The following is an 18041-nucleotide window of genomic DNA, read 5'->3' on the forward strand; positions in this document are numbered from 1 at the left end:
TGACGTGCCGGAGCAGTGAGCGCCCAGCGTCGAGGGGGGTGATTGTCGACGAAAGTCTAACAAAAAACCGTGGGCGCGGAAACATAAAAGAACGCTTAAATGAGAATGAAAGGAATTACCGAATGAAACCCGAAGACCTCGAAAAGCTGGTCTCACGCAAAATGCCCTTCGGCAAATACGAAGGATGGATCATCGCCGACCTGCCTGGTCCCTATCTCAACTGGTTTGCGCGAGAAGGCTTCCCTTCCGGGGAGATTGGCCAGCTGCTGCACTTGATGCACGAAATCGACCATAACGGCCTGAGTGGCCTGCTCGACCTGCTGCGCAAGGCGTGAGTCAACGAAGATTCATGGCCCCCTCGCGCTCGGCCAGGTAGTGCTCCGCGTGGGTCGCGGGGTCCTGCGGAAAGCGACCCAGCGCCACGGCCTTTTCGAAAAACCCGCTGGCCGGACGATCTTCGCCACGCCGACTGATGACCAGCGCCGCGACCAGGGGCCGCCCTGCCACCACGTCCTCTTCCATGAGCCATTCAAGCGCATTGGCCACTTGCGCAATGGTGCCCGGCGGGGTGAGCCCCAGGGCAGCCGCCACTTGCTGATAGGTCATGGGCAGGGCCTGCCGAGGCGCTTGCTCGAGCAGCGCGCGCACTCGGCAGGCGAGCAAAGCCGTTGCCTGGGTGGCGGTCACCTCCGATGAAGAGTGTCTGGGTGAGTGCATGGAGGCGTCCCTCATGGCGGCATCTTGGGTCAGGCGGGAAAAGTGGCCACGCTACCACATCGCTGGCTATGCTGGGCAGAGACGTCATGTTTCCAAGGGGAAAGGTATGACCAGAGCATTCACAAGAACATTCAGCCGTACACGCAACAAAAGCCGCTGGCCCAGCGCGCTGGTCTGGCTGAGCCTGGTGGCGCTGTTGGCGGCCGTGGCCATGCGAGGCCGCCCCAAATGCCGTCGACTACCCCGGTGATGCCACGGCAAGGCAGCAGCAAGCCGCCTACCCTCGAATTCAGCCGCTGCAAGTAGCGGGCGATGCCGTTACTGTACTAGCGGCAGTTATCAGTGTAGGCAAGTGCAGCAAAGTTCAACCGATTGAGAGGCAAACAGCGAACGCCGGGGCGTTCGCTGTCGAGGGAAGGTGAGGTGGATGGAGAAGCGCTTATTTCAAGCGAGCGGGCTGTGATTGAGCATGTCGTCGAGACTGGGACGGTGACTGAGACAATGACTGAGAGGGCAGCGCCGCAGGCTGACGCCCGGCATCGTGGCTCACCTGGAAGCGGCTGACCAGGGAGTGCATGTCCCCCGCACGCTCATCCAGCGTGTGGCTTGCCGCGGAGGCTTCCTGCACCAGCCGTGCGTTCTGATGGGTCACCTGATCCAGTTGCGAAATCGCCTGATTGATTTGATCGATGCCGGCCGACTGCTCTTTGGTGGCATCGGCGATCTCGGTCACATAACGGGTGACCTCGCTGAGGCTGTCGATGATCTCTTGCAGGTGCTGGCTGGAGGCCGTCACCAACTGCTCACCTTCACTGACTTTTTGCACGCTGTCATCGACCAGATGGCGAATCTGGGCAGCCTCTTCGGCACTACGCCCCGCTAGCTTGCGCACTTCCTGGGCGACCACCGCAAACCCACGCCCTTGTTCTCCCGCGCGGGCTGCCTCGACCGACGCATTGAGGGCCAGCAGGTTGGTCTGGAAGGCGATATCGTCGATGGCCTTGATGATCGAAGTAATTTTCTCGCTGGCCTGGCGGATGTCGCTCATGGCTGCAGTGGTACGCTGGGCCACATCCCCGGCTGAGCGAGCCCGCCCATCAACGTTGGTGCTGGCATCTTTGGCCTGGTCGGCGTAGTCCGCCGTCTGTTTGACCGTGGCGGTAATCTGTTCGAGGCTGGACGCGGTTTCTGCCAACGAAGCCGCCTGCTGGTCAGTACGCTGTGACAGGTTCTCGTTACCTGCGGCGATCTGGCGGCTGCTGGAAGCAATGGCTTCGGCGCTTTCGCGGATCTGTGCCACCATAGCTTCGAAGGTGTCCATCATCTGATTGAAGGCCTGGGCGGTTTGCCCGGCTTCATCATTGTGGGCCAGGGCCAGACGCATGGAGAGGTCGGCATTTTCACCCGCAGCACCGCTGATGCTTTCCATTTGGCGGCGCATGGCGATCAACGGACCCAGTACCCGCACCATCGTGCGCCAACCAAAAATGGCCAGCACGCCGATGACGCCCAGCGTGACCAGTACCAGCAGCGTGCGCCCGGCGTTGGCCAGCGTTTCCGCTTCACTGCTGGCACTGGCGGCACGCTCGACGGTGTAGGTTTCGATATCGTTCAGCACGTTGCGCATCTCGTTGGACGCTTGCGCAACGTTCGTGAGAGCCGCCTGTACCTGCTCCCGTTGGGCAAGCTGCTGTTGACGCAATGCGTAAACGGAGTTGGAATCTTCCACCATCAGCGCGTTCAGGTCGGCAATCACCGAGTCCAGCTCACCGATTAGCGCACGCTGTTCGACGGTAGTACTCGGCGCCTCCGCGATGGCGGCCAGCGACTGGCGTGCCAGGGTTACCTGCTGGGCAATCTCATTGGTACGCAGGTTGACCAGCGCATCCACGCTCTCCACCTGCATCATCTGGCGCCCAAGGTCGGAGAGCGTCGCCACGGCCATGCGGGCATTGCCGCTCAGCCGTCCAATGTCCACCCGAGGAGCGAACATGGTGTCCAGCAGTTGGGTCGGTAGCGAGGTCGTACCCTCCTCACGCCAGGCTTCCATTAGCTCACGCTGACGGCGCTCTTCACGCACCTGCGCCAGCGCCGTGCGACCGGCGATGTCTTCGGCACTGTGCATGACCGTGGTGATGGCGGTCTGCATTTGTTGCAGCTGGGAGACCATTTGTGCCGAGAGATTCAAGGCTTCACTGCGTACTTCTTCCAGTGTTTCATCACCCGCTAGCAAGCTCTGGTAGTGAGTGTCCAGTGCACTGAGCTGATTCGACAACGCCGATTGGCTGCTGCGCTCCAATCCGTCTCGCGCACGTGCAAAGCGTTCGTTCAACGCGCTGCGCGAGGTCACGCCGTCAAGGGCCGCCTCGCTGTCGGCCGCCAGCAGGTCGGCATGACGCTGACCAAACGCGCCCATGGTCAATACCATGCTGCGGCTGGCATCCTGCAAAGGAAGTACATCGCTGGTGATGAGGTGTTGAACGTTGATCAGCCGCTGATTCGTCATCCAGCCGGTGCCCGCCAATACCATCGCGCCCAGAACGGCGGCAGCGAATAGGCTAATGAGCATGGCTCGTATGCTTATCGTCTTTTTCATCAGGGGTATTCGCTGTGTCAGTGGTTATACTATTCAAATGATGCTGCGACGCTCATCCAATCGACCAGCTCGAACTGTCCGTTGCGAATGACCGTGGCCCACACGGCATCGCTGGCCTGATGGTCTCCTTCCCCCAGGGTCAGCGGCTCACCTACGCCAATATCGATGGTGCCCAATCCCAGCAAGCCTTCCACGATGGCTTGCCGGTTCGGATTTTCTCCGGCGGTTTTCACCCCTTCCACGAACAGCTTGGCAGCCAGATACCCCTCCAGGGAGATGAAATCCGGCTCGCTGCCGGGCACATGCGCTGCCAACGCCTGGCGGTACTCTTCTACCGCTGGCAGGTCAGCATCCAGTGGTGGCACGACCTGAGTCACGATCACCCCTTCGGCCAGTGGCCCCAGCGCCTCCAGCAGGGCTTGGCTACCCACGAAAGAGACGTTCAGAAACACGCTATCCGGCAGGTCCTGACGCGCTTCGCGGATAAAATCGGCAGCGGGGCCAAAGGTGCCGACAATGATCACCGCACGAGGCACGACAGGGGCCTGAAGAATGGTTGCCAGCCCTTGGTGAACATTGCGGGTACCGCGTGTAAAACGGCCGTGGGCCAGCTGTGAGGTGTCGGTAAAGCCCTCTTCGTGCAAGGCGCGCAGCGCGCCATTGTAACCTGCATCACCAAAGCTGTCGTTCTGCGTGAAAAAGGCAATCTCTTCGGGCTGGATTCCTGCTTCCAATAGCCCCGCCACCATGGCCGCGGTTTCCTGCACATAGCTTGCCCGGTAGTTGATCACATAGCGGTCGGGGGGCGAACGGCGCAAAATGCCAGCGCCAGTAAAGGCGCCGTACAGCAGCGTGTTGTGCTGGTTATGAATGGGGATGGTCACGGCGGCAGTGGGCGTGCCGACGTTACCGATGGCCGCCAGCAAGGAGCTGTCACTGACCAGCTGCCGCGTATGCGCGGCGGCGGGCAACGGCGAGTATTGATCGTCGAAGGCTTGCAGTACCAGCGACTGCCCGTTGACGCCACCTTCGGCATTTACTTTGGCAAAATAAGCCTCGATACCCTGCTGCATACCCGTGCCCAAGGGAGCCGCTGCACCGCTCAACGGTGCCACGATACCCACCTTGAGCTCCGCCAGAGAAAGCGGGGAAGTGAGTAAGCCCGCTACCAGAAGCCACGTTCTCATTTTGTGCATTGCTTTATCCTCAGGGTGCATTGGACAAATATCGGCACAAACCGCTACGACTTTAGTCACCCAAGAGGGCGTTTTTCGGCCTCTAGCCAGGTCGGTCCAGGGCAAAGCGGTCGCTGACTCTGACATAGTCGCTACCTGCCAGGCGCCCCACCGGCTTGAGCGTGTCCAGATGCACGTGGCGGCCATCCCAGACGGACTCATCGGCGTGGATCGATACCACTTTCACCAGGATCAGGCTGCCTGCCAGCGGCTGATCTCCGAAGCGGATCACCTGTACTCGCTGGCAGCCAAAAGCGATGGGCGCCGCTGCAATACGCGGCACGCTCACACCAGGCATGGCAGCCTTTTCCAACCCTGCCAGGGCAAACTCGTCTTCCTGGGACGGCAGGCTGGCGCTGGTAGTATTGAGCGCCTCGATCAAGCCTTCGGTGCCCACATGCACCACGCACTCGCCGACATCTTCCAGATTGCGCAGCGTGTCCTTGGGCTGGGCGCTGCCATCCAGCAGCGGTGAAAAGGCCAAAACGGGAGGGTCGATACTGGCCACGTTGAAAAACGAAAACGGCGCCAGGTTGGCATTGCCCTGGCCATCCTGGGTGGCCACCCAGGCAATGGGTCTGGGGCAAATACTGCCCGACAGCAGACGATACAGTGTTCCGGCACTCAGTGGTGAGGTTTCCAGCAGGGTATCCATGCAGACTCCTTATCAGGCCATGGGACCAGCGCTGCTTCCCATGAAGCCGCTCACTCATCAGAAAAATGACCTCTCTTTGCGTAAGAGGTATTCATTGTCGTAGGGACCGCCTGTTACCAGGCCGTGGAGCCGTGCGGCTGTCAAGTGTGCTAGCCTTATAGACTCATTAGGGTACCAGAGAATTGAATGCTCACTATTTCCAATAGCGTCACGCTGGCCGATTGGGAAATCGATATCAGCCAGATTCGCGCCCAAGGGGCGGGCGGCCAGAACGTCAATAAAGTCGCCTCTGCCGTGCATCTGCGCTTCGACATTGCGCGCTCGACGCTGCCCCCTACCTACAAGGAGCGGCTGATGGCGCTGTCCGACCAGCGGATCAGCAAAGAGGGCGTGGTCATCATCAAGGCACAGAGCTTTCGCACGCTGGAGCTGAACAAGGAAGACGCCTTGAGCCGCTTGCAGGCGTTGATTCAAAGCGTGGCCCGTACGCCGAAGACACGCCGCCCTACCAAGCCTACCAAAGGCTCCCAGCGGCGGCGGGTGGACCACAAGACCCGCAAAGGCAAGATCAAGTCACTGCGTGGTAAAGTGCCGCTGGGTTGACGCCCACTGTGAACCTCCCCCATTTCGAACCGGATACCATGCCCCCATGCCCAACCAGCCTCGTCCTGTGTCACCCTGCCGCCATATTTGCCAGATCAACCCCGAGACGGCGCTGTGCAGCGGCTGCGGGCGCACTCTGGATGAGATTGCCTGCTGGGGCAGCATGACCGACGCAGAGAAAGCGCCCGTCTGGACGCGTATCGAACAGGCCGGTTACCTGGACCTCGGCGATGACGTTACTCCTTGACCGGCGCAGGCTGGGCGTGCCGATCACTCAAGATATTTTCCACCACCTGATAGGCACCTTCCTGGTGGGTGCCTGTACAGGGGCATTGCTGTTTGGCCTCTCTGCCTCGGCTTTTTTCCCCACGCTGTTTGCGCTATGCAACCACACCATGGTGATATTCAGCTGATGCGATGAAATCGAGATGTAGCCATCCACCAGATCACCACAGAGGATGACGCACCTTGTGGGCATCCTGAATCGCCATGGGATGGCAGGAAAATCCCTCGAGCACCTCGCGCTCGCTGGCTTCACTTTCGCCCTGCATATCGACCCAGATATGCGCGCCCTCCTGGCGTTTCCAGACATCGATCAGCGAGAGGTCGCCTTCGCGCACTTCTCCCTCTGGTGTGGTCATCAGACATCGAATCATGTGCTTTCCTTGAATTAACTGGCGTCGGGTGAAGGCAGCACAGGGCTTGCCAAGCGCGTTTGCGCCTTGCCGGCTCGCTTGGCTTCGTACATCGCCACATCGGCTCGCTTCAACAACTCTTGCGGGGTTTCTTCTGCCCCGGGGACATACTCTGCAATACCGATACTGGTGCTGACCTTGAGCACGGTATCGCCTATGGATAGGGGGACTTCAATGAGCTGGATCAACTTCTGCGCCAGCGGTGCGATGGCATCGTTCTCTATATTCTCCAGCACCAGGACGAACTCGTCCCCTGCCCAACGGGCCACGAAGTCCGTTTCACGCACGGCGGTTTTGAGGCGATTGGCGATGTCTCGCAATAGCTCATCGCCCGCGCCATGGCCTCAGGCAAGCGTTCGTCGAGGGCTCGGCGGTTGGGCAACTCGGTCAAGGCATCCTGCCTGGCCTCCTGGTCACGCAGGCGTGCCAGCTGCTGCCGCTCGGTGATGTCGTGAATGAACAGGCAGCGCCGCCAACGCCCATTGAGCTCGTAGCGTTTGTGGCGTATTTCTACCGGCAAACGTCCTCCGTCTCGACGCCGTGCTTCCCACTCGATGGGTGAAGCATCGTCTTCCCGAGGCACGCCAGCAGGAAACATCAGGTCGGTAATGGGACGAGTCAACGCCTCCTTGCGCGACCAGCCGAACATGGTATGCGCTGCGTGGTTCCAGTCCAGAATACGGCCACGGTCGTCGATGCTCAGGTAGGCGTCGTAGGCCGACTCGATGACCAGATTGAGCTCGCGGGTACGCCGCTCTATCTGCTGTTCCAGGCTGTTGTGCAGCGCGGTGAGGTCACGTTTGAAACTGGCATTACGCTTCTCTTCCTGTATCAAGCGCTCGCGCAAATGAATTTCACCGGACACCACATCGGCCAGGTCTTGCAACGCAGTGAACTCCTGGGGGCTCAGTTCGCGAGGGCGCGAATCCATGGCACACAGGGAGCCCAATACCAGACCTTGGGTGGTTTTCAGAGGGATTCCGGCATAAAAGCGTATGCCGTCGGGTTTGATGACATAAGGGTTGCTGGCGAAGCGCGGATCCTGAAGCGCATCGTTGACGACCAGCGGCGCTTCCGCCAGCACGGTATAGGCACAGAACGCCACGTCGCGCGGCGTTTCCGAAAGTTCCAGCCCAACCTGAGACTTGAACCACTGGCGGTCGGTATCCACCAGCGTGACGGTAGATTGAGGGACCCCCAGCAGGACCGTCACCAACCGAGTGACTCGATCGAATACCGGCTCATTGGGGGTGTCCAACAACGCCAGCTCTTGCAAGGCGGCAATACGCAGCGCTTCATTCGATGGCAACAGGTGGCTCATGGTCGTTACACCTAATGTCGTTAACACCCCCTGAACATCATAACGTGAAACTTGTGAGCCTGCCTAACGCCTTGATTTTTTTTGTCACCGCTTACCCACAGGAGTGCTCCAGGCCACGATGACGCTGACCAGACTAGAGAGCAGCAGCGCTCCCAGGAAGGGCCCGAGGGTGGGAATACTGCCAGGAAACGTGGCAGCCATGATGCCCGCCATCAAGGAGCCTTGACCCAGCCAGCCCGGCAATACCGCCCCCACCAGGCCCGCTACACCACCACTGATGGCCGCCAGTGGCGTCATGCGCTGCCACAGGCCCAGCAGCACTGGCACCACGATGGCCGCACACAGCAAATCGGCAATCAGGAACAGTCTCAGTACCGAAAGCCCCTGCAAGGCGATGAGAATCACCGGTACCATCAGCAGTACCGTGATCCAGCGTGCCTTGTTCAAGGCATGTGGCTGCTCTCCCGTTGCCCACAGCGACGCAATGCCGTTTTGCAACGTATCCACGCTGGAGGTCACCAGCGTCACGGCCAGCACCAGGGCCGGTAGCGTGATCCAGACAGGAGCCTCTGCCAACAGGGCAAAAAAGGGCATCGGCGGCTCGCCGAGGTTCACACCGCTCAGCGCTGCCATCATGCCGACTCCACCGATGACCATGACCACGGCCACCGTCATGCCGCCTCCCAGCCATGCCCCACGGCCAAGACTGGCGCTATCCTGAGCCGCCCACAGCCGCTGCCAATAGCCCTGATGGAACAGGTTGGCTGCGGTCACGGCAATGATCAGTGTCAATGCCACGCTCAGCGAAGCTCCCATGGGCAAGGCCGGCAACGCCACGTCATTGGGCATGGCAGGCAAGCGCCATAACGTTACGCCCGCCACGGCACATAGCAGGATCAACAGTAGCCAAGCCTGCCAGCGGTCGGTGGCCAAACTGGCTCGCAGGCCACCCAGAACAGTATAGACGAGGGTCGTCAGCGCTACGCCAATGATGACCCAGGCAGGTGGAACATCTGACAGTAGCGCGGTAATGGCACCGATGGCCGTCAGTTCAGCCGCCAGGAAACACCCCATGTACGCCACGGAGGCCAGCGTGACACAGTGGCGGACCCCTTTCCCGTAACACACCTCGGCGAACTCGGCGATACTGCGCCCGCCTGGCAGCGCCCGACGTATTCTGGGCCCGTAGAGCCCCAGCACCAGAAAGGGCAGCGCCGACCCCAAGGCATAGCCCAACAGAGCCACCGGCCCCACGAACGCGCCGATTTCAGGAGGCGCGAAGAGAATCCAGGCCCCCATCCCCGACGCCAGAAAAGAGAGCCCCAGGGTGGTTGCCGTCTGTGAGTTGCGCGCCGTGACATAGTCATCCAGCGAGCCTCCCCCAAAACGTGCCCGAAGGCCTAAAAAAGCAAAGCAGCACAGCGCTGCGCCCAGCACAGCAGACGTCAGGTACGGCATGTCGCGCTTCCTCCGCCGGTATTAACCGGATCAGGTTCCAGGGTCTGCGTGACGCGCATTCTCAGCCCGTAATGGGCTCCCCTGGCGACAGTGAATGAATGAAGGCGGTATCTTCACTGAAAGGGGAACCCTGGTAAAGCGTTACAATGCGTCCTGAACCATGGCCTAGGCTGGTTTCGGCACGCGCCCCATGAGATAGAACTCTGGATTAGGAGGGGTTCCCGCCAGGGTGACCAAACGATTCGACATGCCAAAAAAGGCGGCGATGGCACCGATGTCCCAGCAGTCTTCCAGGGTAAAGTCCACTTCCGCCAACCGGGTTTGCCACTGCGGCGTCAACTCCCCCAGCTCGATGGCGCTGTGCAGCGCAAAATCGAGCATGCGCAGGTGGCGCTCGCTCAGCCCCGCTGTGTGGTGGTTGATGGCCACGTTGTCGGCCAGCAGAGGGTCTTTGCTGTAGATGCGTACCAGCGCGCCATGCGCCACGACGCAGTATAGGCAGCGATTGCGAGCGCTGGTGGCGACCACGATCATTTCCTTTTCTGCCTTGGTCAAGGTGTCGGATTCCCGCTCCATCAATGCATCGTGGTAGGCAAAGAAAGCGCGAAATTCCGCTGGGCGATGCGCCAGCATGAGAAACACATTGGGCACGAACCCGGCTTTTTCCTGCACCGCCAACATGGCCTTGCGAATGTCGTCAGGCAGGTCGTCCAGGCTCTCGGGGATATTAAATCGGCTTAATGACGCAGACATGTTTACCTCTTTCTTGTTATGTTGATGACCGTCATCTTCAATACGTCTTTATGGTTAACAAAATGCTAACTCTTTAGGCTTTCATTACACCTTGAGGCTCGCCATACTCTTGCTGAGCATATTTCACAAGAGCCGTCAGCGTTGAGCCAAGCGGCGTCTGGAACAGGGAAACCACCATGTCTTATTCTGAAGCAAGAGAGCACACGCCAGGGCGTTTGCATGCATTGTTCGCGGACCCCTACCGTGCGTTCGAAAACGATACGGATGAGCGTCAGTTGCATATCCGCATCATGCTTCATACTTTGCTGGCTCGCCCTATCGCTCATGGTCAAATCACGTTACGGGTGATTCACGGTTGGGAGAACGGCGGCTTCGAGCCAGAAGACCTGCAACATGCTGATTTCCACCTGAACAGTTTGGCAGATTTCCATGCCGCTGCTGCGCGTTTTGCAGCGGCCAATCGACAGAACGCGCCGCTACCTGCCGATGGCAGTACCATCCTGGCAGCGCCGCTGGCCGACGCCATTGCAGGTGCCGAAGCCGAAGGCCTGACCCTGAACGAGGATATCCGCGAAACGCCTGCTCGCTGGCCAGCGTTCGAAGGGGGGCTGGCGCTTTACACGCTGTTCAAGATGTATCATCGCCTGGTCTATGGCGAAGACGATACTTACCGCTGCTCTCAGTGCGAAACGCCCCACGGGCTGCGCGAAATCCATGAGTTCCATCTCGAAGAGGGCGAATTTGCCCTGCTGGCCCCGCTGAACGATGAGCCGGATGCTCCCTACCTTCTGGTGCTGCATGAAAGCCAACTTGAGCCTATCGAGCAGCTCCTGCGCGACAGCCTGCCACTGTTCGAGCCCGTTTGAATAGCAGAAATCTTCTTCCATCGGGAAGAAGACTTCTGACGTGTCACCCACTCTTCAAGCGGATTTCTACAGAGCGATCGTGCTATTGATCCCGCTGGAGACGTTCTCGGGCTCGAACCAGCGCGCGGTCACCGTCTTGGTTTGTGTCCAGAACGCGATGGCCTGCTTGCCGTTGGGGCCCAAATCCCCCAGTTTGGAAGCCCGAGAGCCGGTGAAGCTGAAATAAGCTACCGGCACCGGAATCGGCACGTTGATACCGATCTGACCAACGTCGATATCGGTTTCGAATCGGCGTGCCACCCAGCCCGAGTTGGTAAAAATCGACGTGCCATTGCCGTTCGGGTTGGCGTTGATGAAGTCGATGGCGTCGTCCAGGGTCTCGACCCCCACTACGCATAGCACCGGACCGAATATTTCTTCCCGGTAGATGGTCATCTCCGGCGTGACGTTGGCAAACAGGGTCGGCCCCACGAAGTTGCCCTCCGGGTACCCTTCTACCGTGTAGCCCCGGCCATCCACCAGCAACGTTGCCCCCTCTTTTTCACCGGCGGTGATCAAGCGCTCGACACGCTCCTTGGCCTGAGGAGACACCAGCGGCCCCAGGTCGGCATCCCGCTGGGTACCAGGGCCCACCTTCATGCTGCGGGCACCCGCCTCGATATCGCTCAGCCACTGCTGTGCCCTGCCTACCAGTACCACCACCGAATTGGCCATGCAGCGCTGCCCCGCCGCCCCGAAAGCCGACCCCAAAAGGCTGTCGATGGCCTGACTACGGTTGGCATCCGGCATCACCACGCAGTGGTTCTTGGCCCCCATCATGGACTGCATGCGCTTACCGGCAGCCGCCGCACGGCCATACAGCAGCGACCCCACATGGGTAGAGCCAATGAACGACAGCGCCTTGATGTCCTGGTGGTCGGCAATCTGGTTGGCGACCTCGGGCCCGCCATGCACCACGTTGAGCACGCCCGCCGGAATACCCGCCTCATGGGCCAGCTCCACCAGCCGCATGGTCGAGCTGGGGTCCTGCTCGGAAGGCTTCAGAACGAACGTATTGCCCGTGGCAATGGCCAGCGGAAACATAAAGCAAGGCAGCATGATGGGGAAGTTGAACGCAGTGATCCCGGCGCCCACGCCCAGCGGCTGATGCATGGTATACACATCGACCTCATTGGCCGCGTTTTCGGCTAATTCACCCAGTTGCAGAGACGTAATCGAACAGGCGTGCTCGACCACTTCCAGGCCGCGGCCTACTTCGCCTTCTGCGTCAGGCAGCGTCTTGCCATGCTCTTCGGTGATCAGCGCGGCAAGCTCTGCGGTGTGCTCGCGAATCAAGGCCTGAAGCTTCAGCATGATGCGCATGCGTTTGCCCAGTGGTACCTTGCGCCACTCCTTGAACGCGGTTTTGGCACTGGCAATGGCACGCTCTACCTCGTCAGGGGTACAGAAAGGCACGCGGGCCACGACCTGCTGGGTCGCCGGATTGACGACGTCGCGCCACTCCTGGCTTTGCGACTCGACCGGCTGACCATCGATATACATGGGAATCTGGCGAACGGACATACCGACGTTCCTCGTGGTTGTGTTTGTTATGGGTTTGAATAAGGAGCCACTAGGGTATATCAGCAAGTTGACGTAAACGTCAATTAGCCACTCGATAAAGCTAAATTCACGGCCATGGGGAAATAGCCTTTCCCTACGGGAAGCAGCCTCGCTATGCTGACAAAGCCCCTTCACCCCCCGGCCAGCCCCGCCTGATTGGCGCCGATGCCTCCCACGCCTGGCTGGCCGTGTGGACACCCGATTGGGGCTGGCTAGCCCTGGCCCCCACCAACGGTACGCTGGCCGGTGAACAGCACCCGGTGCTGGTAGTCGGCGGCACGCCAGCAAGTCAGCGCTGAATCAGGCCATTGGTCAGCCACGGCAGCCAGGCCAGCAGCACCAGTGTGAACAGCGTGGCCAGCAGGAAAGGCAGCAAGGCGCGGAAAATTTTCAGCGGCGGCGCGCCGGTCATGGAGGAGGCGATGAACAGCCCCGCTCCCACTGGCGGGGTCAGTAGCCCCATCACCAGCGTCAGGCACACCACCACGCCAAACTGATATGGGCTGATCGCAAACTGACTCTGCGCAATGGGCATCAGAATGGGGACCACCAGGATCAGTGCAGCAATGCCATCGATGATCATGCCCACCAGCAGCAGCGCCGCAATCACCAGCAGCAGGAACACGAAAGAGTCACTGGTCAGCGCAGCAATCCACGCGGCGGCCATCTGCGGCAAGCGCTCATACACCACCACCCAGCCAAACACCCCGGCGGCGGCAATCAGCATGATCACCAGCCCTGCATTCATGGCCGTACGTGCCAACACCTGCGGGAGCTGCGCCAGGCGCAGATCGCCATACACCCAGCGCCCCATCAGCAGGGCCGCCAGCGATGCCAGGGCAGCCGACTCCGTGGGCGTCGCAATGCCCAGCAGAATGCCGCCAATGATGATCACCGGAATCAGCAGCGCGGGCAGCCCCCAGAGCGCGTCGTGAAGCGCCTGCTGGCGGCTGGGCCACTCCCCCTTGGGGTACTGCTGGACCAGCCCCACCAGCGCAATGACCACGAAAAAGCTGGCCCCTAACAGCAGCCCGGGCAGCAGTCCGGCAATGAACATTTCGGCGATCGGCACCTGCGCCATGACGCCAAACAGTACGAACAGCATCGAGGGCGGAATGATCGGCGATAGCAAACCACCGGCGGCGGTAATCGCGGCGCTGTAGGGCTTGTCATACCCCTCCTGCTCCATGGCGGGCACCATGGCCCGCGACATGATGGCGATTTGCGACGCTGCAGAACCAATGATCGCCGCCATCATCATGTTGGCCACCAGGTTGATATACGCCAGCCCACCGCGAAACCCGCCCACCAGCAGCCGCGCCAGGGCGATCAGCCGTTTGGTCAGGCCGCCTTCGTTCATCAGCTCGCCCGCCAGCATGAACAGCGGAATGGCCAGCAGTCCGTAACTCTCGATGGCGCTGAACAGCTGCTGAGGGTACGAATCGAACAGCACCGCATTGCCCGATGCCTGGATATACCACATGGCCGTGAGCGCCAGCACCAGCGCAATCGGCACCGCCCCCAGCAGCAGAATCAGAAATACCACAACGGTCATGTGCGTTCCCTCAGCCCCTGAACGGATTGCAGCAGGTTGGCCACGCCGTGCAAGCTGAGCGACAGCGCAAACCAGGGCACGATCAGCCACGCCCAGAATTTCTTGATGCCCAGCGTGGAGGTGTTTTCGGCGTAGATGAAATTGAAGGTCTGGCCCTGGAAGGCGCGCACATCGAACCCGGCCTGGGCCAACGCCCAGGGTTGATACCAGCGCCAGCAGAGCCACGCCAACAGCAGCGCAAACAGCAGCACCATGGCGTCCACCGCCAAGGTAATGGCACGCTGCCCCGTGGCGGGCAACAGATCACTGAGCAGCGTCACGGCAATGCCCTGGCGGCGCTTCAAGACCGCCCCGGCAATCAAAAACGTCATCCAGATCATGGCGTAGATAGCCAGTTCACTGACCCAGTAAAGCGGATTGCCCAGCGCCCGAAAGGCAATGTTGGCGAGGATGAGACACGTGACCGCCGCTGCCAGGGCAGCGGCGGTCATCTCTTCGTAACGGGCAAGCCTGAGGGAGAGGCGTTGCAGCATGATCATCGAAAGCCTCTGGTTCAGCGCTACTCGTCGCGCAAGCGGTCAGCTTCCGCCCGCAGGGTTTCCAGCATCGGAGCCTTGGGCGCCCAGATGCCCTCCCACTGAGCGATGGCATCGGCAAAGAACTCGGCATCCGCTTCCACGATGTTGATATCCAGGGCGCGAATTTCCTCTTCCTGGGCGGCGTCCATGGCTTCGAAGCCGCTCAGCACATTGTCGAGATGCTCGGCCATGGCGGTTTCGAACAGCTCGCGATCCTGTTCCGACAGCTCACGCCACACACGCCCCGATACCACGCCGACCATGGGGAACATCATATGGTTGGAGATCAGCAGGTTTTGCGCCTGCTCATGAAATTTCAGGATCAGGATGGAATCGAAATCCATGTCGATGGCATCGACCTGACCGTTGGCCAGGGCATCGTAGACTTCCAGCAGCGGCATGGGCGCAGGCGCTGCGCCAGTGGCCGTGTAGAAATCACGGATTGGCTCGAAGGGCGTGATGCGCAGGCGCTGGCCGCGAAAATCAGCGGCGCTCTCGATGGGGCTGCGGCTGAGCACCTGACGCATACCGACCATGCCATACCCCAGCCCTACCAGGCCCACGCCTTCCGGCATCAGCTCGAGCAGCTCGGCGGCCGCCTCGGAGCGCAGCAGGCGCGCGGCATGGTTGACGTCATCCACCAGATAGGGCGCATAAAGCGCACCAAAATCCGGTATCCGGTTGGAGATTTCGGCGATGGTCAAAAATGCCATGTCCAGGGCACCGGTCTGCAGCTGCTGCACCATTTGCGCTTCATTGCCTAGCTGCTGGGCAGGAAAAACGCTTACGCTGTGCTCGCCGTTCGAGCGTTCGTGCACGGTTTGCGCAAAGGCTTCGGCTTCCGTCGACCAGAGGTGCTGGGCGGGCGTGATCAGCCCCAAGCGAAAGTCCCGCGCCTGGGCGCTCAGGGAAGTGACGGCCAAAGCAGCCGCCGCACAGGCCAGTGTCAGCGTTTTGAGTCGTTTCATGCAAAGCCTCTCGGGATCCCAGCGGCAAGACCAGCGTCTTGCGTTATTTTCGTTAGCGCCTTGAGAATACCCCAGCTACTTCGTTGATAACACCCGTGCTTTTGGTATCCCGCTTGACGCTCCGGCGCAAAAGACAGGATGATAGGCGTTCTTATCAGGACGATGCCATGCCGACCCACTCCGTACACCGCACGCCACCGTTTTCCACCAGCCGCCTGACTCGGCTGGTGGGACTGTGCTGCCTGTTCGTGCTGTGTCTGGGCGCATCAGGCCTGGCGCCTCCCCACGTCACCGGCGGTGTCGCCTCGACCGAGCACCAGTGGGTCGGCCACGGTGAGCAGCGCAACTATGCGTATCTGCCCGAGCTGCCGCGTATTCGCCACCAGTTGCATGCGCTTGCGTCCGATGACGCGACGCTGCTCGCCGCACTGGGCCAAGGCGATGACCCACTTGCCATTCAGGCACTTCCTCTGGCGGCCGTCTGCCTGCCACTTTCCAACACGGCAAGCGCAGGCCTGTCGCCCGCTTGCCAAGCACAACGTTACAGCTTACCCCCTGGCCGAGCCCCACCTGTCCTGCAAGCTGCCTAGGCAGCCACTCCCTTTTTGCAATATTCAGCTCTGCAGGCGCTGCACTCATCGCCTGCCGATCATGTTGGGACCCTTGTAAGGACAACGCATGTTTCCTGTGGACAAGCTCATTCTGCTGGCGGCCATCCTGCTGCTGGTGGGTATTTTATCAAGCAAGCTCTCTGCCCGTATCGGCCTGCCGGTGCTGGTGCTGTTTCTGGTCATTGGCATGCTGGCGGGAGAAAGCGGCATTGGCGGCATTGCCTTCGACAACCCGCTAGGTGCCCATACGCTAGGCACGCTGGCACTGGCCATCATCCTGTTCGATGGCGGTTTGCAAACCCCCACGTCGTCGATCAAGGCCGTCTGGAAGCCTGCGTCGCTGCTGGCCACCGTGGGCGTACTGGTCACGGCCATGCTGACCGGCGCGGCAGCGGCCTACATTCTTGACCTGCCGTTACTGGAAGGGATGCTGCTGGGTGCCATCGTGGGTTCCACGGATGCCGCAGCGGTCTTTTCCCTGCTGCGTAATGCGGGCATTCACATCAACAAGCGCTTGAAGTCGACGCTGGAAATCGAAAGCGCCTCCAACGACCCGATGGCGATCTTTCTGACCGTGGGCCTGCTCGAGGTGCTGGTCAACGGCATGCAGCCTGGCATCGGGCTGCTGCAGCTGTTCGTGGTGCAAATGGGCGTCGGCGCGCTGGTGGGCCTGGGCGTCGGCTGGCTATCGGTGAAACTGATCAACCGTATCCACCTGGCAGCGTCAGGGCTCTACCCGGTGCTGGTTGCTGCCTGTGGTTTCCTGTCGTTTGGCGTCTCTGCCAACCTGGGTGGCAGCGGTTTTCTGGCCATCTTCCTGACCGGGGTCTTCATCGGCAACCGACGCATTGCCTTCCAGCGCAGTACGTTTCTGTTCCACGACGGGCTCGCCTGGCTCAGCCAGATCGTCATGTTCGTGGTACTGGGTTTGCTGATCAACCCGCTCTCCCTGCTGGAGGTGTGGTTCGAAGGGTTGGTGATTGCCGCCGTGCTGATTCTGGTGGCTCGCCCACTGGCCGTGGCGCCGATTCTGAGACTGTTTGGCTTCAACGCCCGTGAGATCACCCTGGTGTCCTGGGTGGGCTTGCGCGGCTCGGTGCCGATCATCCTGGCGATTTTCCCGCTGATGTTTGGGCTGGAAGGGGCCGAGCTGATCTTCAACGTGGTGTTCTTCGTGGTGCTGATTTCGGCTTCGATTCAGGGCACCACCCTGCCGATTGTCGCGCGCAAACTGCGGCTGACCGAGAAGCCACCGGCTGTACCCGCCGCCAGCCTGGAGATCACCGCTCTGGAAGAGGTGGATGCCGATATCGTCGAGTACACCTTGAGCGAGCAGCCACGCGCCGCAGGGCGGCGGCTTTCCCAGATGGCCCTGCCTGACACCACCGTGGTGGCGATGATCACCCGTGGCAAGGAGGTCATTCCGCCGCGCGGCTCCACCGAGCTTCACCCCGGCGACCACTTGTTCGTGGTGCTGCGCCCGGAAACGCGCCCTTTCGTGGACTGCGTCTTTTCCGACGCGCCGGACAAGGTCAGCAGCGACTTCTCCGACCAGCCTTTACGACTGAAGGGCAGCACGACGCTGGGCGACCTGCGCCACTCCTACGGTTTCATCTTGAACGAGCCTGAAGAGACGACACTGGACACGCTGTTGCGCAGCCAACTCGACATGCCGCTGGCAGCCGGCGACACGCTGCATCTGGACGGCATGACGCTGAGCGTCGAAGGGATTCTGGGGGAGCGCGTTACCACCGTGGCGCTACAGCTGGCCACGCAGCCACCGGAAACTTGAGAGCAGCGCCCCCATGGCGTCACACCGCCATGGGGG

21 protein-coding genes and 1 riboswitch are annotated in these 18041 nt (G+C 60.7%); of the genes, 8 read left to right on the forward strand and 13 right to left on the reverse strand.

The window, feature by feature from the left end:
• Positions 1-122 precede the first annotated feature (122 nt).
• On the forward strand, positions 123-335 hold the full coding sequence (locus RVM27_RS04035; RefSeq protein WP_287804433.1) for a DUF3820 family protein: 213 nt from the start codon (positions 123-125) through the stop codon (positions 333-335).
• A gap of 1 nt (position 336) precedes the next feature.
• On the opposite strand, the gene RVM27_RS04040 is transcribed toward RVM27_RS04035, so the two are convergent.
• Positions 337-717 carry a hypothetical protein gene (locus RVM27_RS04040; protein ID WP_498957413.1) on the reverse strand — a complete coding sequence of 127 codons (381 nt, stop codon included), beginning with the start codon at positions 715-717 and terminating at the stop codon, positions 337-339.
• Between the two features lie 106 nt (positions 718-823).
• Between RVM27_RS04040 and RVM27_RS04045 the strand changes: the two genes are divergently transcribed.
• Positions 824-967, forward strand: coding sequence for a hypothetical protein (locus RVM27_RS04045; RefSeq protein WP_498957414.1), 144 nt, complete (start codon positions 824-826; stop codon positions 965-967).
• A 189-nt stretch (positions 968-1156) separates the two neighbouring features.
• Here the strand turns inward: RVM27_RS04045 and RVM27_RS04050 are convergent, their stop codons facing one another.
• The 3 genes from RVM27_RS04050 to RVM27_RS04060 form a co-directional block, all read right to left on the reverse strand.
• The gene (locus RVM27_RS04050; RefSeq protein WP_498957415.1) at positions 1157-3286 is read right to left on the reverse strand and encodes a methyl-accepting chemotaxis protein; all 2130 of its coding nucleotides are present in this window, start codon (positions 3284-3286) and stop codon (positions 1157-1159) included.
• 56 nt (positions 3287-3342) lie between these two features.
• Entirely contained in the window at positions 3343-4509 is a 1167-nt protein-coding gene (locus tag RVM27_RS04055; RefSeq protein ID WP_498957416.1) for an ABC transporter substrate-binding protein, read from the reverse strand.
• A gap of 82 nt (positions 4510-4591) precedes the next feature.
• A complete protein-coding gene (locus RVM27_RS04060) occupies positions 4592-5203 on the reverse strand; it encodes a flavin reductase family protein (RefSeq protein WP_498957417.1) in 612 nt (203 codons plus the stop codon).
• 186 nt (positions 5204-5389) lie between these two features.
• On the opposite strand from RVM27_RS04060, the gene arfB reads away from it, so the two are divergent.
• The 3 genes from arfB to RVM27_RS04075 are packed head-to-tail and all read left to right on the forward strand — an operon-like array spanning position 5390 to position 6219.
• Entirely contained in the window at positions 5390-5806 is a 417-nt protein-coding gene (arfB, locus tag RVM27_RS04065; protein ID WP_498957418.1) for an aminoacyl-tRNA hydrolase, read from the forward strand.
• A 46-nt stretch (positions 5807-5852) separates the two neighbouring features.
• Positions 5853-6053, forward strand: coding sequence for a DUF1289 domain-containing protein (locus RVM27_RS04070; RefSeq protein ID WP_287804424.1), 201 nt, complete (start codon positions 5853-5855; stop codon positions 6051-6053).
• Positions 6037-6219, forward strand: coding sequence for a hypothetical protein (locus RVM27_RS04075; protein ID WP_498957420.1), 183 nt, complete (start codon positions 6037-6039; stop codon positions 6217-6219). Before RVM27_RS04070 ends, RVM27_RS04075 begins: the two co-directional genes overlap by 17 nt.
• Before the next feature lie 33 nt (positions 6220-6252).
• On the opposite strand, the gene RVM27_RS04080 is transcribed toward RVM27_RS04075, so the two are convergent.
• From RVM27_RS04080 to RVM27_RS04100, 5 genes are all read right to left on the reverse strand, one after another.
• On the reverse strand, positions 6253-6462 hold the full coding sequence (locus RVM27_RS04080; protein WP_498940553.1) for a hypothetical protein: 210 nt from the start codon (positions 6460-6462) through the stop codon (positions 6253-6255).
• Between the two features lie 14 nt (positions 6463-6476).
• On the reverse strand, positions 6477-6788 hold the full coding sequence (locus RVM27_RS04085) for a GGDEF domain-containing protein (RefSeq protein ID WP_498957421.1): 312 nt from the start codon (positions 6786-6788) through the stop codon (positions 6477-6479).
• On the reverse strand, positions 6722-7822 hold the full coding sequence (locus RVM27_RS04090) for a GAF domain-containing protein (RefSeq protein WP_498957422.1): 1101 nt from the start codon (positions 7820-7822) through the stop codon (positions 6722-6724). Before RVM27_RS04090 ends, RVM27_RS04085 begins: the two co-directional genes overlap by 67 nt.
• 84 nt (positions 7823-7906) lie before the next feature.
• Positions 7907-9280, reverse strand: a complete 1374-nt coding sequence (locus RVM27_RS04095; RefSeq protein ID WP_498957423.1) for an SLC5/6 family protein — start codon at positions 9278-9280, stop codon at positions 7907-7909.
• Positions 9270-9373: riboswitch (TPP riboswitch) on the reverse strand. It overlaps the preceding gene by 11 nt.
• 72 nt (positions 9374-9445) lie before the next feature.
• On the reverse strand, positions 9446-10033 hold the full coding sequence (locus RVM27_RS04100; RefSeq protein ID WP_498940547.1) for a carboxymuconolactone decarboxylase family protein: 588 nt from the start codon (positions 10031-10033) through the stop codon (positions 9446-9448).
• Between the two features lie 176 nt (positions 10034-10209).
• On the opposite strand from RVM27_RS04100, the gene RVM27_RS04105 reads away from it, so the two are divergent.
• Positions 10210-10899, forward strand: a complete 690-nt coding sequence (locus tag RVM27_RS04105) for a hypothetical protein (RefSeq protein WP_498957424.1) — start codon at positions 10210-10212, stop codon at positions 10897-10899.
• A 66-nt stretch (positions 10900-10965) separates the two neighbouring features.
• On the opposite strand, the gene RVM27_RS04110 is transcribed toward RVM27_RS04105, so the two are convergent.
• The 4 genes from RVM27_RS04110 to RVM27_RS04125 all read right to left on the reverse strand — a co-directional run bounded on the left by RVM27_RS04110 (position 10966) and on the right by RVM27_RS04125 (position 15602).
• Positions 10966-12462: a CoA-acylating methylmalonate-semialdehyde dehydrogenase gene (locus RVM27_RS04110; protein WP_287804411.1), complete on the reverse strand. Its 1497-nt coding sequence runs from the start codon at positions 12460-12462 to the stop codon at positions 10966-10968.
• A gap of 328 nt (positions 12463-12790) precedes the next feature.
• Complete coding sequence (locus RVM27_RS04115; protein WP_498957425.1) at positions 12791-14056, reverse strand: TRAP transporter large permease; 1266 nt, start codon at positions 14054-14056, stop codon at positions 12791-12793.
• The gene (locus RVM27_RS04120; protein ID WP_016916444.1) at positions 14053-14595 is read right to left on the reverse strand and encodes a TRAP transporter small permease; all 543 of its coding nucleotides are present in this window, start codon (positions 14593-14595) and stop codon (positions 14053-14055) included. The genes RVM27_RS04115 and RVM27_RS04120 overlap by 4 nt, the downstream gene beginning before the upstream one ends.
• Before the next feature lie 20 nt (positions 14596-14615).
• Entirely contained in the window at positions 14616-15602 is a 987-nt protein-coding gene (locus tag RVM27_RS04125) for a TRAP transporter substrate-binding protein (RefSeq protein WP_016916443.1), read from the reverse strand.
• 167 nt (positions 15603-15769) lie between these two features.
• On the opposite strand from RVM27_RS04125, the gene RVM27_RS04130 reads away from it, so the two are divergent.
• Both RVM27_RS04130 and RVM27_RS04135 read left to right on the forward strand, forming a co-directional pair.
• Positions 15770-16192, forward strand: coding sequence for a hypothetical protein (locus RVM27_RS04130; protein WP_498957426.1), 423 nt, complete (start codon positions 15770-15772; stop codon positions 16190-16192).
• 88 nt (positions 16193-16280) lie between these two features.
• A complete protein-coding gene (locus RVM27_RS04135; RefSeq protein ID WP_498957427.1) occupies positions 16281-18005 on the forward strand; it encodes a potassium/proton antiporter in 1725 nt (574 codons plus the stop codon).
• Positions 18006-18041 lie beyond the last annotated feature (36 nt).

The sequence above is a fragment of the Halomonas sp. KM007 genome (genome assembly GCF_050709225.1).
Classification (GTDB): domain Bacteria; phylum Pseudomonadota; class Gammaproteobacteria; order Pseudomonadales; family Halomonadaceae; genus Vreelandella; species Vreelandella hamiltonii.

What these genes read in the sequence shown, in the direction of transcription:
- RVM27_RS04035 (WP_287804433.1), top strand. Translation starts at nt 123, where the DNA reads ATGAAACCCGAAGACCTCGAAAAGCTGGTCTCACGCAAAATGCCCTTC.
- RVM27_RS04040 (WP_498957413.1), bottom strand. Translation starts at nt 717, where the DNA reads ATGCACTCACCCAGACACTCTTCATCGGAGGTGACCGCCACCCAGGCA.
- RVM27_RS04045 (WP_498957414.1), top strand. Translation starts at nt 824, where the DNA reads ATGACCAGAGCATTCACAAGAACATTCAGCCGTACACGCAACAAAAGC.
- RVM27_RS04050 (WP_498957415.1), bottom strand. Translation starts at nt 3,286, where the DNA reads ATGCTCATTAGCCTATTCGCTGCCGCCGTTCTGGGCGCGATGGTATTG.
- RVM27_RS04055 (WP_498957416.1), bottom strand. Translation starts at nt 4,509, where the DNA reads ATGCACAAAATGAGAACGTGGCTTCTGGTAGCGGGCTTACTCACTTCC.
- RVM27_RS04060 (WP_498957417.1), bottom strand. Translation starts at nt 5,203, where the DNA reads ATGGATACCCTGCTGGAAACCTCACCACTGAGTGCCGGAACACTGTAT.
- arfB (WP_498957418.1), top strand. Translation starts at nt 5,390, where the DNA reads ATGCTCACTATTTCCAATAGCGTCACGCTGGCCGATTGGGAAATCGAT.
- RVM27_RS04070 (WP_287804424.1), top strand. Translation starts at nt 5,853, where the DNA reads ATGCCCAACCAGCCTCGTCCTGTGTCACCCTGCCGCCATATTTGCCAG.
- RVM27_RS04075 (WP_498957420.1), top strand. Translation starts at nt 6,037, where the DNA reads ATGACGTTACTCCTTGACCGGCGCAGGCTGGGCGTGCCGATCACTCAA.
- RVM27_RS04080 (WP_498940553.1), bottom strand. Translation starts at nt 6,462, where the DNA reads ATGATTCGATGTCTGATGACCACACCAGAGGGAGAAGTGCGCGAAGGC.
- RVM27_RS04090 (WP_498957422.1), bottom strand. Translation starts at nt 7,822, where the DNA reads ATGAGCCACCTGTTGCCATCGAATGAAGCGCTGCGTATTGCCGCCTTG.
- RVM27_RS04095 (WP_498957423.1), bottom strand. Translation starts at nt 9,280, where the DNA reads ATGCCGTACCTGACGTCTGCTGTGCTGGGCGCAGCGCTGTGCTGCTTT.
- RVM27_RS04100 (WP_498940547.1), bottom strand. Translation starts at nt 10,033, where the DNA reads ATGTCTGCGTCATTAAGCCGATTTAATATCCCCGAGAGCCTGGACGAC.
- RVM27_RS04105 (WP_498957424.1), top strand. Translation starts at nt 10,210, where the DNA reads ATGTCTTATTCTGAAGCAAGAGAGCACACGCCAGGGCGTTTGCATGCA.
- RVM27_RS04110 (WP_287804411.1), bottom strand. Translation starts at nt 12,462, where the DNA reads ATGTCCGTTCGCCAGATTCCCATGTATATCGATGGTCAGCCGGTCGAG.
- RVM27_RS04115 (WP_498957425.1), bottom strand. Translation starts at nt 14,056, where the DNA reads ATGACCGTTGTGGTATTTCTGATTCTGCTGCTGGGGGCGGTGCCGATT.
- RVM27_RS04120 (WP_016916444.1), bottom strand. Translation starts at nt 14,595, where the DNA reads ATGATCATGCTGCAACGCCTCTCCCTCAGGCTTGCCCGTTACGAAGAG.
- RVM27_RS04125 (WP_016916443.1), bottom strand. Translation starts at nt 15,602, where the DNA reads ATGAAACGACTCAAAACGCTGACACTGGCCTGTGCGGCGGCTGCTTTG.
- RVM27_RS04130 (WP_498957426.1), top strand. Translation starts at nt 15,770, where the DNA reads ATGCCGACCCACTCCGTACACCGCACGCCACCGTTTTCCACCAGCCGC.
- RVM27_RS04135 (WP_498957427.1), top strand. Translation starts at nt 16,281, where the DNA reads ATGTTTCCTGTGGACAAGCTCATTCTGCTGGCGGCCATCCTGCTGCTG.